The sequence below is a fragment of the Labrys monachus genome, assembly GCF_030814655.1.
GTDB lineage: Bacteria > Pseudomonadota > Alphaproteobacteria > Rhizobiales > Labraceae > Labrys > Labrys monacha.
The window spans coordinates 4,815,251-4,828,619 of record NZ_JAUSVK010000001.1; the positions used below are offsets into that span (position 1 = coordinate 4,815,251).

Consider the following 13,369-nt stretch of genomic DNA (forward strand, 5'->3'; position numbering starts at 1 on the left):
GATACGCGTTGGCGGCAGATCTCACTCCCCCATCCAGCCCTGTCGACAACGCGCCGTTCATCGACGAAGTCCGGCTCGGCGGCATGGCCCACGCGCCATGGAGCCCGGAAGCCGGCGGTGTCGATCTCAACGCCGAAGTGCTTTTTGCCAAGCCGTGGGGAACCGCGGACGAATGGTGGCTGCCGCGCCCTCATGTCGGGACCACCATCAATTTCGACGGCAAGACCAGCACCGTCTATGCGGGTGCCACCTGGCAGTACAACATCACCAGCTGGGCCTTCGTCGAAGCCTCGTTCGGCGGCAGCCTGAACAATGGCGAGACGCAGGACCTGCACAACGACACCAACCCGCTCGGCTGCCACGCCCTCTTTCGCGAATCCGCTTCGCTCGGCTACAACCTCACCGAGCATTGGCGGATCATGGCGACGGCCGAACACAGTTCGAATGCCGGTTTGTGCGACTATAATCGCGGCCTGACGAATTACGGCATCCGTGTCGGCTACAAATTCTGACGGCGAAGCGCCGGGAACGGCACGACGCCGGCGCAGAGAGCGCCGGCCGCCTGCCCGCCATCACCCGGAAGCCGTCCCGTAGCCTTTCCAGGCGCCTCTCAGGATACGCTTGATCGCAAAGCGACCCATCTTGTTGCGCAGCCTTTCAGTCGGCAAGCTCCTGTGCCGGCTGAGCTTCAGCAAGACCTTCTGCAGAGTGAGCATCGCATTCGGCATGGCCGGCGCCGCCTGCCCTTCGCGGACCTTCGCCACTTGCGGGGCGGCCGGCGGAGGCATGATGCCCGGGGTCGCCGCACTCCGGAACCCGTCGAAGGCGGCCTGCGCCTCGGCATCGTGGGGATCCGACTTCAATTTCATCAGCTCGCGATAGATTTCGACCTGCGCGGTGTCCGCCACGGTATCGCCATCGGCCCTTTTCGACAGCAATCCGGCCTCGACGAAATTACCGAGGACGTTGCGGATCTCGTTCCCGGGGATCGGCCACGGCATGGCGGCCGTCTCTCCGGCCCTGCGGAGCACCGCGGCAGGGTCCCTCACGAAGTCGTCTGCATCGAAGAAGGCCCGCCGCATTCCCCGGCTGTGATATTCCGCATCGAGGACATAGCGGGACCACAAGGCCAGAGCCAGACCGGTCTCCTTGCCGTCCCTCTTCATCAGCGAGGCGGCGACCTGCGCCGGGGCCCTGAAGGGAAGAAAGACGTGGAGCTCCGCTTGCAGCCGCCTGACCGCCTCGATCCAGATCGGCGCCAGAAGGCAGATCCGGGGATCCTTGACGACCATCAGCGAGGGAGCGCCTTCGAACTCGCTCTCTATGCAGGAAGCCACCACGTCCGCCGTCAGGTCGAAAGCGGCGCCCTGAAATGCCTCTTGCGGTATGGGACGCGGATCGTCCCAGCTCCGGCCGAGTTGACGCAGGATCTGGTCGTTGAGCCAGACGATCTGGCGCCCCTCGAAATGCCCTTTCGGATTGGAGACGCCTGCTTCGAGGAGGTGCCTCGGCAAGGCGGCTCCCAGCATGGCGACGGCCCCTCCGACGGCAGACGTCGCGCATCGGTGCATACCGAGAATTAGGATCAGTTTCCGAGTCATCTCATCTCCTTGCCCAATCCTTGGGCCAAGAAAGCGGTGTTTTCAAGTTTTAATTCCTAAATATTCTGCAATCTAAATTATATAAGTTTTTACAAAGCAGAAACTAAACTTAACAAATGGCATCCTCACACACCGTTGCACGCACCCTGCCGACGATAGACATATATTGCTTTGGCGGGCGGCTTCCGTAAGCTATATTTCTCGAATGATGTGCACATTATTTGCGGGCAGCGCTTCAGCGAAGAAAATCGAGGCTCATACCGCAAAGGCGAATATTTCTTTGTGACGAATGCGTGACACATGGGGCGCTTGCAAAGAACACGTCCCACCTCTACCGATGTTCGGAATATATCTGAAATATATCCCGCGCCGGCCGATCGGCGACGGTGTCGATATTTCAAGAACGAAGTGAACCCGCAGGATCTATGTCGTACGCAGGCAGGGCGATCATCTACCCGCCCCATGGAAGATTGACGTTGTACTGCCGCAGGAGAGAGAAGACGGCTGTCGCCCCGGAGAGCTGAAGTTCCGCCACGCGCTCTCCGCCCCGCCGTTCCCCAAAGACGTTGGAGCCCCAGGATCGCGCGCTCCCTGCGCCGAAAGAACCCCGAATCCCGCTCCGGCGCACAATCAAGAGGAACGAGCGCCGGCGGGCCGAGTTGAGCGAGGTGGGGCGTAGCACGTCCTCGCACGGCAGCGGACCTTCGACGCGAACGCAGGGGTCGAGCCGCTGTTCCGGACGCGCTCATGGTGCGCTGGAACTGATTACTCTTAGGAACGTTGCCCTTCACAGTCAGCTTGGGATTTGAACAGTGGACGATAATTACACCACGCTCGTGGCAGAAATCATCGCAGCCTATGTTGCCAATAATTCCGTGGAACAGGCAGAGCTCCCCAAGATCATCCGCGACGTCCACAGCGCCATCCGGCAACTCGGATCGATCGAGCCTTCCGTTCCGGCAGCGGAGGTCGCAAAGCCCGTTCCGGCCGTGCCCATCAAGAAATCGGTGATGCCGGACTTCATCGTCTGTCTCGAGGACGGCAAGAAGTTTCAGGCGCTCAAGCGGCATCTCGGCGTGGTCTACAACCTCACGCCCGACGAATACCGGGCGAAATGGAACTTGCCGGGCGATTACCCGATGGTGGCGCCGAACTATGCCGCCCGGCGATCGGACATCGCCAAGAACATGGGCCTCGGCCAGGCGCGCGGCACGAGACCCGCCGCCGGGAGAGCGCCCCGCACGGCGCCCAGCGATACGTCGCCCGCCGAATAGCAGGACGGCGTACCGGCGTCCGCCTCCGGATTGCGATGCCCCCACGGGCCGGCGCGGCAGCGCGACGGATGCTGATGCGTCCATGATGGGGCAGAGACTCTTCACGGTCACCGGCGATCCCTTCCATCGGCAGGCTTGGGGGCCGCGGCGGCGAGGACGCGCTGCATGCGCCCCTTCGCGGCACATCCCATCGTCGTCATGAGGCGAATGACCGCTGGCGGCGGGCATGGCCGAGCCGTCCTGCCGGCACGCCGAATCCGGCGCATCGCCCCCGGTTTTCAAGCTCGGTGTTTCCCGGCTCAGTGTTTCCTGGACACCGATTTCGCCGTGCCCTTCATGGCCACGGCCCGCTTGCGGGATTGCCCGAGACCCAGTTCCTTCGCCACCGCCGAGCGCCTCGCGGCGTAGTTCGGCGCCACCATCGGATAGCTCGGCGGCAGATCCCATTTGGCCCGATATTCATCCGGGGTCATGTTGAAAGCGGTTGCAAGGTGGCGCTTGAGCGACTTGAACTTCTTTCCGTCGTCGAGGCAGTAGATGAAATCCGGCGTCACCGACTTTTTGACGGGAACGGCGGGGACCGGTTTTACTTCGGGGGGAGCAGCGAAGGGTTCGTTCGTCGCCAATCTCTGCACGGCGGCGTGAACGTCGCCGATGATCCGGGAGAGATCCGCGACCGCCACCGAATTGTTCGAGACATAGGCCGAGACGATTTCCGCCACGAGAGTAGTATTGCTGTCGTCCACCGTGCTGATCCTGAGCTGACTGAGAAAGGTTAGAAATTCTGCCACTTGACCTTTCAATCCGGCACGGCGGGATTTGTTCCGGCGCGGCATGCACGATTGTGACGGCGGCATTCTCCGATGCGCTGCTTTTCGACGCTACGCCCGGCACGAACATCGCGGGACTGGCCGACCGATCTCCAGGGTCAGAGCCTGCCATCGCCGTTACTTGCGCCGACGTCCCCCCGGGAGCGCGAATCCAGGCTCCGCACGCCCCAGCCAGTCAGAATTGGCGACATCTTGGGTGATCGGCCACCAATTCCCGAGAGCGCTGAATCATTCCCGGCACCCCGACGGATCGTGGCACGGGAACGTCATTGACCCGAAATGCACCCGCATTTCACTGTCCGGCGGCATCTTCGTGCTGCGCTTCAGCGCAGCCGGTCCGCATGATCGTCGCCGGACGGCATCGGCGGATGCCGCCGCGCGCCGGACGTCGCGCAGGACTGGCCAGGACAGAGTCCCGTCGACGGCGATGAATATCGATGTGGATACACGGAAATTATGCAAAAACGCTCAAATATCGGACTTATTTCGCAATAATCCGTCGATTTATACCAGATTTGCGGCCCTCGTGTTCAGCAATACGTCGTCCGTTTCACGTTCCGGTATGGCCCAAGCGGCGAGAACAAGAACCCCTATGATTATCCCTGCAAGAGCGGCAATGACAGTAACCTTCAGAACGGACCCCCTCATGTATCTCTCTTCCTCTTTTTTGATAAAATTGCCAGACCGGCAAGCTTTAGCGTGGCACCTTCAATACATCGTGATCTGGATCAATTTCAATCCCGGCCTCCCCTAACGAAATCAAGATTCGTCGCGGATCATATGATTGTTGACAATTCGAGGCCTCCATCGGCGCTGCCGAGGACCGAAAGCCGCTCCACGCCATCGATCCCCGTTTCGTACGGGGCCCGCTTCTGTCGTTGACGGCTCTCTCGGAGCCCCACGCACCTGGCTCGAATCGCAAAGCTCGGAAAAAGGAGCAATCGGGCAGGCGTCATTGCAGGTCGGCGACAGGCGGGACGCGATCCGGCTGGAATGTGCGGCGGGAGGCGCGTGCCTTCTCTACCCCCGCGTTCGGAGAATTCGCCCCGCGAATATCGCCGAGTGGCGGCCCGCGGCAGGTCAGGCAAGAGCACGCCTGACGGCGACAGGGTGGTGGATGTCCACGAAAGGAAGGTCCCGGCCCGCTTACCGATCCCCACGCGCGCTGACGGTTCTACCGGATCCGACGGGCCTCGCTCTCCGATGACAGGACGCTCCTGTGCAAGCGCGCTTCGCTCGGCAAGGCCTGCGCTTTTCGGAAAGGGGCTTCCAGCCCCGCGGCATCGAGCCCACCGCGAAAGCCGCGCTTTATGACGAAGCCGGCTTCAGTTCGCGGCGGAGGGATCGCCGATCCTGCCCCATGCCTCGTTCAGCACGTCCGTCAGCTTCTCGTCGGCCAGGCGGGCCGCCGGCTCGACGTCGACGCCCCGCGCATGGGCCTCGTCGATGAAGCTCTGCAGCCTCTCGCCCATGAAAGGGTGCAGCGTCCTGATCACTTGCGTGGCGGCCGTGCTGTCGAAGGCCGCCATGGCGCCGACCAAATCGACGAAGGCTTCGCTGAGGATGTCGAGCGCGACGGCAAGGCCGCGGCAATGAATGTCTTCGAGACTTCCGTCCATAGGCCCTATTCCCGGCGCGATGCGCACAAGCGGATCATAGTTCTTCGCGGCATTCAATCGATAATACGTATTTGGGTACCGTCACCGTCGGGGGCGTCGCTGACGATCTCGCAAAAGGACTTCGGCGGCGATACGGATATGGGAGCAGGCAAGCGGAAAAAGGGGCAAGGCGCTGGTCTTCTTGGATAATGTGCCGACGGAACGCATCATGGCTGGGGCGGGAGGGTTCGAACCTCCGAATGGCGGAATCAAAATCCGCTGCCTTACCACTTGGCTACGCCCCAATACGGGCGGGTCAATAACCGGTTCGCCGCATCCCTGCAAGAAGCGGCCGGGAATCTCCTTGAGAAAAACCCTCACTTCCCGCTTGCGGCCCACCGCCTATCTCGCTATAGAGCCGCCACGACTGGCGGCGGAGTGTGGCTCAGCCTGGTAGAGCACTACGTTCGGGACGTAGGGGTCGCAGGTTCAAATCCTGCCACTCCGACCAGTTGCAAACGCCTGGCACGAGGCGTTTTTCCCGAGGATGGCTTTGGAACGAGCCGTCGAGGCCGTAATCCATCCTCGTTCGCCGAGGCGACGGATAGCCGCCTCTCTGAGGTGTGCCTTGTTAGCCGCGGAAACGAGAAGTCGTGCATTCATGCGTCGATGTTCCAAAGAGGCGGCTTTGCTTCCAGGCACGCCCATCGCCGGAATGCCGTAATCCTTCTGTCCCGGGCCTGCCGGAACTTCTCCTTTTGCGCACCGTTGAATGACGCCTCACCGCAAAAGGAATCATTTCATGCCGGATCCCGCCAAAAACGCTGTTCAGGACGTGTCCCGTGAACAGCTCGCCGATCTTCTCAATGAAGACCTGTCCCGCGAATATCAGGCCATCATCGCCTATGTCGTGTACTCGCAGGTGCTGAAGGGCGCGGAATTCATGAGCATCGCCGAGCAGCTCGAAACGCACGCCCATCAAGAGCTCAAGCATGCGATCACGATAGCCAGGCAGATCGACTATCTCGGGAAGATGCCGACGGTGACCGCCAAGCCGGTCAAGACTTCGGAAGATGCCCGGGCCATGCTTCGCTTCGACCTCGACAACGAAAACGAGACGGTCCGCAACTACCGGGACCGCGTTCGGCAATGCGAAGCGCTGGGCGAATTTGCGATGGCGGAGCAGATTCGACAGATTCTGACGGAAGAGCAGGATCATCAGATCGATCTGGCGTCCGCTCTCGGCGAAGAGGTGCCGAACATGAGCTTCAGCCGCTAGATCAGCCTGTGATTCCATCGCATCACAATTTCCCGAACCTCTTGTTCTGACGTATTTCCTCAATCGAAAAGTCGATCATCTTTTCTGTAAGACGTTCACGACCGGATCGGCGCACGCGCCGCGGGGCGATCGGGGCCGCGCAGAGCGAAGAACCGGGTCGCAAGACGCGGCCCTGCCCTCGCCATCCGCGGTGCCCCCTGCCGTCGGATCCGGGAACAGCGATCGCGGCGAGTTGAACCGCCGTGAAGAGGCGAGCGCCAATAAAGGCGAGGGGCCGGGTGTTCACTCACCGAAGCGACCGTATGGGCGCACCCGCTCATTGATCGGCATCGAATATCAGCAGGCGGGTGCGGACGGTCGCCAGAGGCGTGTGCAGCGGTGCCGATGCATACCGATAGTGGCAAACCATAATGAAGCGAATTGTGTTTTCTCTATTTCTGGCGTTGATTTCTGCGTCTCCCGCCGCTGCGTTCGGCAGCCATGCAGGCATGGGCGGCGGCCATCTCGGCGGTCACGCCGGCGGCCCGATCATGCGGGTCCATCCGGGTGGCAGCATGGGAGGGGCCGAAGCCAATGCGACCCAGGCGATGCATCATCCTATCCGTCACGACCACCGGCGCCGTTTCTGGTTCAGTGCGGACAACGAAGGCATGTCCTCCAATGGACTTGTCCCGGCCAGCGATTGCCGCCGGCTCCGCCAGCATATGCATTGGAGGAAAGTCTGCACGCAGCCGTGAAGGACGCGATTGCGCCGGCCGACCGCTGATCGGCCGGCGCTCCTCCCCCTTCGATGTGAGTTGAACCGCGTGTCGGCGCCCGATGGCGCATCGCGACGCCGAGGACGGCAAACGGCGATGGGGCCGGCGACGGGCGCCGGCCCGTTTCACGCCACTTCGAGCACGGCGAAGACGGCCCCCTCGGCGAGACGGCCGATGATGTGGGGATCGCTGCGCAGGGCTTCTGCCGTTCGCGGCGCCGGGCGTTCCAGGCCCGTCGTCTCCGACAGGCCCACCCATTCGCTGAGGGCGGCGCCCGCCTTGCGAATGGCTTCGTTTTCCGTTTCGCCTATCGCGGCGCATCCCGGGCAGTCCGGAACATGGACGTCGTAGGCACCTTCCATCCGGTCAACGATCGCTATGAACTTCGTCATGATGCGAATCCCTGTCTGTTGGCATAGGGCGTCGGGTGCTCCCGGTCCGGCGTGTCGGGACAGTCTTTCCGGACAAGGCTGATACGCATTCATAACTGGGTCGGGCAGCGGCCCGGACGGCTGCGGCGTCCGCTGCAGCCTCCGGCGCGAAGACCGGCCGGCCAAGCGCGGTAGCATACTCCGGCATCTTCCTCCGTCAACACCGTCGCCGATCCTCTCGATCGCCCCGCGAACGCGCGGCCCCGAGATCGGCCGGTGTGCCCAGCCCGCGCTTTCGATAGAGAGAAACCTTGCCGATTTGATGGCGGGCGGGTTCGGCGCACTCTTCACCGGCCGGCGCTTCAGAACGCCACATAATAGAAGGCCACACCGAGGAGGAAGAGGATCAAGACCGTGAGCATGGCGACGCGTCCGCATTAAAAGAGCCGCGCAGCGTAGGGCAGACGGGTTTCGCCCGTTTTTCCGCAAAAAGGCGAGGCCTGCCTCAATCAGGCGGGATGCCGCGCCGACCGCTCCTCGCCGCGTGAGCTCGTCGGGCGGGATTTCGAAGAGTCCTTTCCCCGTCCGCGCCTAGCCGCGACGAGCCGCCCGGGACCGATCACCGGCGCCCCGCCTCGGCGGCCCCGCATCCGTTCGCGCCATGCTGCGGTGGCAGGCTGTGGGTCTCTGACGCCGCGTCCCGCCGGATCGGATCAAATGGCCTTCCCGGCACGGCGACGCGGCTCCGCCGATCGCCCGTCGCCCGTTCGGGCCGGGAGCGCGCCCCTGCCTGCTGGACGTCACCTGTTCGTTCCCCAGACCTTGGACCGACCGAGAAACGGGGCGTGGTGAGTTTTCATCGCCTGGTCCTCGCCCCCCAACCTGGGCCAGTGCTTAAATGGCCCGTCCGAACGTTCAAAACTGCGACAAAATGAGGCAAGAATCGTAATTTCGATCGACGAATGTGGCTTTAATCTGTCACAGATATATCGACTATACGTATACGCCCTGATGCTTGCCAAAATTTTTATCATAGTACAGCGAGAAATATTCGTATTTTCAGCTATCAATACTCAAATTAAAAAACGTTAATTTTACACATGCCGCCTGTAAAGCTGTTGCTCTAAAATCACAGACTCCACGAAAAGCCTTGGTGGAGTCGTTTTTTCTCACCAATCCCATTGCGTCACTTTCTGCAGGTGTTACAGCTTTCCCCGAGGTCGGGTTGACCATGTCTAATGAAATGTCGGGGAGCTCACTATGGCGCTGAAGAAGTCTATCCTTGTAATCTCGCTGTTGGCTGCAACAACGCTTTCCGCTCGCGCCGCTGATCTCGCGCCCCGGCCGGTGGAGCCGACTGCTCCTGAAGCGATGCCTTTCACCTGGACAGGTTTTTACGTCGGCTTGAACGCCGGCTACGGCGTGGGCTCTTCCAAGCTCACCGCGGGGGTTCCCGTTCCTGTTCCGCCGCCGTTTACGACGAGCGTCGGAGACTGGTCGTCAAACGGCGCCGTCGGCGGCGCCCAGGCCGGCTACAATTATCAGTTCAACTCCTTCGTGGTCGGCGCCGAAATCGACGGCGATTTTTCGGGCATCTCCGGTGACCTGAACCTGCTGAACGCCGTCCGGGTCAAGACCGATTCCCGCTGGCTCGCTTCGGCCCGCCTGCGTGCGGGCTTCGCCGTCGATCGCGCCCTGTTCTATGTGACGGGCGGCATCGCGGGCGGCGAAGTGAAGAATTCCGTCAACGTCGTCTTCGCGCCCCAAGGGCTGTCGCAGAGCAAGACGGAGTGGGGCTGGACCGCGGGCCTCGGCATCGAATATGCGATCACCGACAACTGGTCGGCCCGCCTCGAATATCGCCACGTCGACCTCGGCGACAGCACCCAGGCTTATTCCATCGCCAATGTGCCGTTCAGCCTCAAGTACAAGAACCAGTTCGACATCGGCACGGTGGGCGTGAACTACCGCTTCTGATCCGTCCCGACCGTCCCGTCGACCTTTGCGCCGCCCTCCGGGGCGGCGCTTTCGTTCGGCCTCGCCGCCGCAGCGCTCCGACAGCGGTTCAACCGGCGGAGTTCCTGCAACCAAATCGCCTTTCCCGCCGTTTGTCCTGAAAACCCCTGTGCGCCGCCGCCGCGGCTGCTATATCGCTGCAGGGGGCACCGGGCTCGAACCAATGGAGGCGATCATGCGGCGGATCCTGGCGGCATTACTGGCAAGCGGCCTGGTGTCTGCGCCGGCTTTGGCGGCACCCAAGACCCTGACGACCAGAATCGTCGATTACGGCGACATGCGTTGCGCCTTCGCCGTCAAGCGCCACGAGGCGATGGACAGCCACATCATCGCCTGGGCCGACGGTTTCATCGACGGCTATACCAGGTGGGGCAAGGCCGGCGAGGCCGCCGAGCATCAGGCCGGCGCCCGCGGGCCGGAGGAACTGAACGACGCCACCATCCTGCGCGAGCATCTGCGCGGCTATTGCATCAAGCACCGCAACCGATCGGTGCTGGCGGCCGTGCTGGCGATACTGCACCACCCGCATGCGGGCGTAACGAGCCCTGCACTGCCGTCTCGCCCCAATTCACAGCCCAAGGCGCAGGCTCCCGCCAAGAATCCGGCGCAACCGAAGCTCCAGCCAAAGATCCCTGCACAGCCGCAGTAGCGCCGATAGCGTCTTCCAGAAAAGCTGATCGACTTTTCGACCAAGAAAATGACTTGAAACACTTAGTTGGAGAAGAATTGCGTTCCTATCGAATCGCAATTCTTCTCCAGCGGATATTCCATCCAAGCGATGCAGGCCAAGGGTGGGCGGATGCGGGAGCGTTCGGCCGGCAGCCCCTTGCCGCGGTGAACCTCCGGCGGGGCGGTGCCATCCCCTCTGTCCCGCGGGTACCGGGCCGTGCATGACGACCCGCCAGACGCACCATGGGCGCTGCCGAGGACGAGGCGGGCCGAATCCATCTCGTCTGCCATCATGGATACCCCCGCACAGGCGGGGCCTGCACCCGGAACCGTCACACTGCCTTCATTTTGGGCTCTTGACTTGACTGCGATCTCCCCATTTAATCAGCATCAATGAATTAAGAGGCGCCGCGGCATCGTCCCGGCACCCTGGAGGAAATCTGGAGAGGCAATGGCATCCGGGCCCACGGCGGAGCGTGGACTGACGTCCGCGCGCATCCGCCACTATCATTACCGCATCGTCCTGCAGCGTCTTCGCCGCCTTCGCGAAGCGTCCAAGGCCGATCTGGCGCGGGCCGCCAACCTCACCAACACGGCGATCGGCGAAATCGTGGCGGACCTGCGGGGACTGGGGCTGATCTCGGTCATCGGCAAGCGTTATCAGGGCCAGCGCGGCCAGCCGGCGACCTTGCTGCGCCTGGAACCCACCGGAGCCTACGGCATCGGGGTCAGGATCGACCGCAACCGCATCGAGACGGCGCTGGTCGATCTCGGCGGAAGACTGATCGACAAGCGGTCCCATTGCAAGGCGCTGCCGAGCCCGGAGGAGACGCTCGCGCTGGTGACGGCCGACGTCGAGGCGCTGCATGCGCATGCCGACAGCCTTTCCCCCGGCCGCGTGCTCGGCATCGGCCTCGCCCAGCCCTATAATCTCGGCGCCTGGCTCGACCGGCTCCATCTCGATGGCCCCACGCTGGCGCTGTGGGACGATTTCGACTTCGCCGCGGCGCTGCGCGCATCGACCGGCCTCGACGTGCATGCCGAGAATGACGGCACGGCGGCCGCCATTGCTGAACTCTTCTACGGCTTCGGCCGGGAATCGGACGATTTCGTCTATTTCTTCATCGGGCCGGCTGTCGGCGGCGGCGTGGTGCTGGCGGGCGATTATCGCCGCGGCATCGGCGGCAATGCCGGCGACGTCGCCATGCTGCCGGTGCCGGCCTCACGCCTGCCTTCCGCACCGCCGCCCTCGGGTCCCTACGACATCCTGCTGGCCCGTGCCTCGATCGCGGCCCTGATGCGCCATCTGGCCTGGCGCGGCCATGCCGTCGCCCGGCTTTCCGACCTGCCCGCCGCCATCGAGGCCTGCCCGGACGGGTTCGAGGAATGGCTGGCCGATTGCGTCGAGGCGCTCGTCGGGCCGGTTCTCTCGGCACAGGCCCTGCTGGACGTGCCCAATGTCGTCCTCGACGGCGACCTCGGCACGCCGATCATGGAGGAGATCGCCAGGCGCCTGCGCATCGCCCTCGTCGCGGCGATACCGGAGGCGCGCAGCGCGCCCGTCCTGCGGCTCGGCACCTTCGGTTCCAACGCCCACGCGCTCGGCGCCGCGAGCCTGCCGCTCTTCATCGATTTCGCCCCGCGGGCCACCGTGCTGGACAATGCCCGACCCGTGACCCCGAAAGGCGAGGCCCATGCGCATTGACAGCTCTGCTGCAGGAACGCGGCGACGGCGGCCCGGGGCGCCTGGATGACGCGGAGCCCTCGAAGCGGTTTCCGGCAAGGACGAAATTCCGGCGAAGGAGCGAAGATCCGGAGCCTGGATGCCAAGACATCGGCGCAGAAGCGGCGATGAACAAACGGGAGGACTACATGGTAGGGAAAACGATCAAGACGCTGCTGGCGGGCGCCGCCGCCCTCGCGCTGATGGCCGGTTCGGCCTCCGCCGCCGACATCATCGGCCTCATCACCAAGACCAACAACAATCCCTATTTCGTCAAGATGAAGGAAGGCGCCGAGGCCAAGGCCAAGGAACTCGGCGTCACCCTGCAGAGCTTCGCCGGCAAGTTCGACGGCGACAATGACAGCCAGGTCGACGCCATCGAGAGCCTGATCGCCGCCGGGGCGAAGGGCTTCATGATCGTGCCGAGCGATTCCTCGGCCATCGTCCCGGCCGTGAAGAAGGCGCGCGACAACGGCCTCTTCGTCATCGTGCTCGACACCCCGCTCGATCCGATCGACGCCGCCGACGCGACCTTCGCCACCGACAATTTCAAGGCCGGCGAACTGATCGGCCAGTGGGCCAACAAGACGATGGGCGACAAGGCCAAGGATGCCCGCATCGCCTTCCTCGACCTCGCCGCCAACCAGCCGACGGTCGACTATCTGCGCGACCAGGGCTTCATGAAGGGCTTCGGCATCGACATCAAGGATCCCAAGCACTACGGCGACGAGGACGACAAGCGCATCGTCGGCCATGATGTCACCGCCGGCGCCGAGGAAGGCGGCCGCACCGCCATGGAAAACCTGCTGCAGAAGGATCCCTCGATCAATCTCGTCTACACGATCAACGAACCGTCGGCGGCCGGCGGCTACGAGGCGCTGAAGGCGGCCGGCAAGACCAAGGACGTCCTCGTCGTCTCCATCGACGGCGGCTGCCCCGGCGTGACCAACGTCAAGGACGGCAAGATCGGTGCGACCTCGCAGCAATATCCCCTGCTGATGGCCTCGATGGGCCTGGAGGCGATCGAGACCTTCATCAAGACCGGCAAGAAGCCGGCCAACACGCCCGGCCTCAACTTCTTCGATACCGGCGCCGTGCTGGTGACCGACAAGCCGGTCGAAGGCGTCCCCTCGATCAGCGTCGACGAAGGCCTGAAGAAGTGCTGGGGCTGATCGCGACCTAGCCTTCGGGACACGGTATCGGCGGCCGGGAGCTGCCGCCGATACGCCGGTCGGCGGATTGCGCCGGGG

12 protein-coding genes and 2 tRNA genes are annotated in these 13,369 nt (G+C 63.2%); 9 read left to right on the top strand and 5 right to left on the bottom strand.

The genetic code is table 11. The features are described 5' to 3' along the window. The first annotated feature begins 8 nt into the window (after positions 1-8). Complete coding sequence (locus J3R73_RS21965; protein WP_307432015.1) at positions 9-512, top strand: acyloxyacyl hydrolase; 504 nt, start codon at positions 9-11, stop codon at positions 510-512. A gap of 60 nt (positions 513-572) precedes the next feature. Here J3R73_RS21965 and J3R73_RS21970 read toward each other — a convergent pair whose 3' ends face one another. Further along, on the bottom strand, positions 573-1,514 hold the full coding sequence (locus J3R73_RS21970; protein ID WP_307432018.1) for a sulfotransferase family protein: 942 nt from the start codon (positions 1,512-1,514) through the stop codon (positions 573-575). An 899-nt stretch (positions 1,515-2,413) separates the two neighbouring features. Between J3R73_RS21970 and J3R73_RS21975 the strand changes: the two genes are divergently transcribed. Continuing rightward, the gene (locus J3R73_RS21975) at positions 2,414-2,875 is read left to right on the top strand and encodes a Ros/MucR family transcriptional regulator (RefSeq protein ID WP_307432021.1); all 462 of its coding nucleotides are present in this window, start codon (positions 2,414-2,416) and stop codon (positions 2,873-2,875) included. Positions 2,876-3,174: 299 nt separating this feature from the next. Here J3R73_RS21975 and J3R73_RS21980 read toward each other — a convergent pair whose 3' ends face one another. The 3 genes from J3R73_RS21980 to J3R73_RS21990 all read right to left on the bottom strand — a co-directional run bounded on the left by J3R73_RS21980 (position 3,175) and on the right by J3R73_RS21990 (position 5,608). Next, positions 3,175-3,711, bottom strand: coding sequence for a Ros/MucR family transcriptional regulator (locus J3R73_RS21980; RefSeq protein ID WP_307432024.1), 537 nt, complete (start codon positions 3,709-3,711; stop codon positions 3,175-3,177). A gap of 1,319 nt (positions 3,712-5,030) precedes the next feature. Continuing rightward, positions 5,031-5,324: a hypothetical protein gene (locus J3R73_RS21985; protein ID WP_307432027.1), complete on the bottom strand. Its 294-nt coding sequence runs from the start codon at positions 5,322-5,324 to the stop codon at positions 5,031-5,033. A 209-nt stretch (positions 5,325-5,533) separates the two neighbouring features. Next, a tRNA-Gln gene (locus J3R73_RS21990) sits at positions 5,534-5,608 on the bottom strand. Positions 5,609-5,737: 129 nt separating this feature from the next. On the opposite strand from J3R73_RS21990, the gene J3R73_RS21995 reads away from it, so the two are divergent. The 3 genes from J3R73_RS21995 (at position 5,738) to J3R73_RS22005 (ending at position 7,319) form a co-directional block, all read left to right on the top strand. Further along, positions 5,738-5,814, top strand: a tRNA-Pro gene (locus tag J3R73_RS21995). Positions 5,815-6,105: 291 nt separating this feature from the next. Next, complete coding sequence (locus J3R73_RS22000) at positions 6,106-6,582, top strand: ferritin-like domain-containing protein (RefSeq protein WP_307432031.1); 477 nt, start codon at positions 6,106-6,108, stop codon at positions 6,580-6,582. A gap of 410 nt (positions 6,583-6,992) precedes the next feature. Then, positions 6,993-7,319, top strand: a complete 327-nt coding sequence (locus tag J3R73_RS22005) for a hypothetical protein (RefSeq protein ID WP_307432034.1) — start codon at positions 6,993-6,995, stop codon at positions 7,317-7,319. Positions 7,320-7,465: 146 nt separating this feature from the next. Here J3R73_RS22005 and J3R73_RS22010 read toward each other — a convergent pair whose 3' ends face one another. Then, on the bottom strand, positions 7,466-7,732 hold the full coding sequence (locus tag J3R73_RS22010; RefSeq protein ID WP_307432037.1) for a type II toxin-antitoxin system HicB family antitoxin: 267 nt from the start codon (positions 7,730-7,732) through the stop codon (positions 7,466-7,468). A 1,239-nt stretch (positions 7,733-8,971) separates the two neighbouring features. Between J3R73_RS22010 and J3R73_RS22015 the strand changes: the two genes are divergently transcribed. The 4 genes from J3R73_RS22015 (at position 8,972) to J3R73_RS22030 (ending at position 13,291) form a co-directional block, all read left to right on the top strand. Next, positions 8,972-9,688 carry an outer membrane protein gene (locus J3R73_RS22015; protein ID WP_307432039.1) on the top strand — a complete coding sequence of 239 codons (717 nt, stop codon included), beginning with the start codon at positions 8,972-8,974 and terminating at the stop codon, positions 9,686-9,688. Positions 9,689-9,902: 214 nt separating this feature from the next. Next, the gene (locus J3R73_RS22020) at positions 9,903-10,376 is read left to right on the top strand and encodes a hypothetical protein (RefSeq protein ID WP_307432042.1); all 474 of its coding nucleotides are present in this window, start codon (positions 9,903-9,905) and stop codon (positions 10,374-10,376) included. Positions 10,377-10,847: 471 nt separating this feature from the next. Further along, a complete protein-coding gene (locus J3R73_RS22025; protein ID WP_307432045.1) occupies positions 10,848-12,101 on the top strand; it encodes an ROK family protein in 1,254 nt (417 codons plus the stop codon). 167 nt (positions 12,102-12,268) lie between these two features. Further along, entirely contained in the window at positions 12,269-13,291 is a 1,023-nt protein-coding gene (locus J3R73_RS22030) for a sugar ABC transporter substrate-binding protein (protein WP_307432047.1), read from the top strand. Positions 13,292-13,369: the final 78 nt, after the last annotated feature.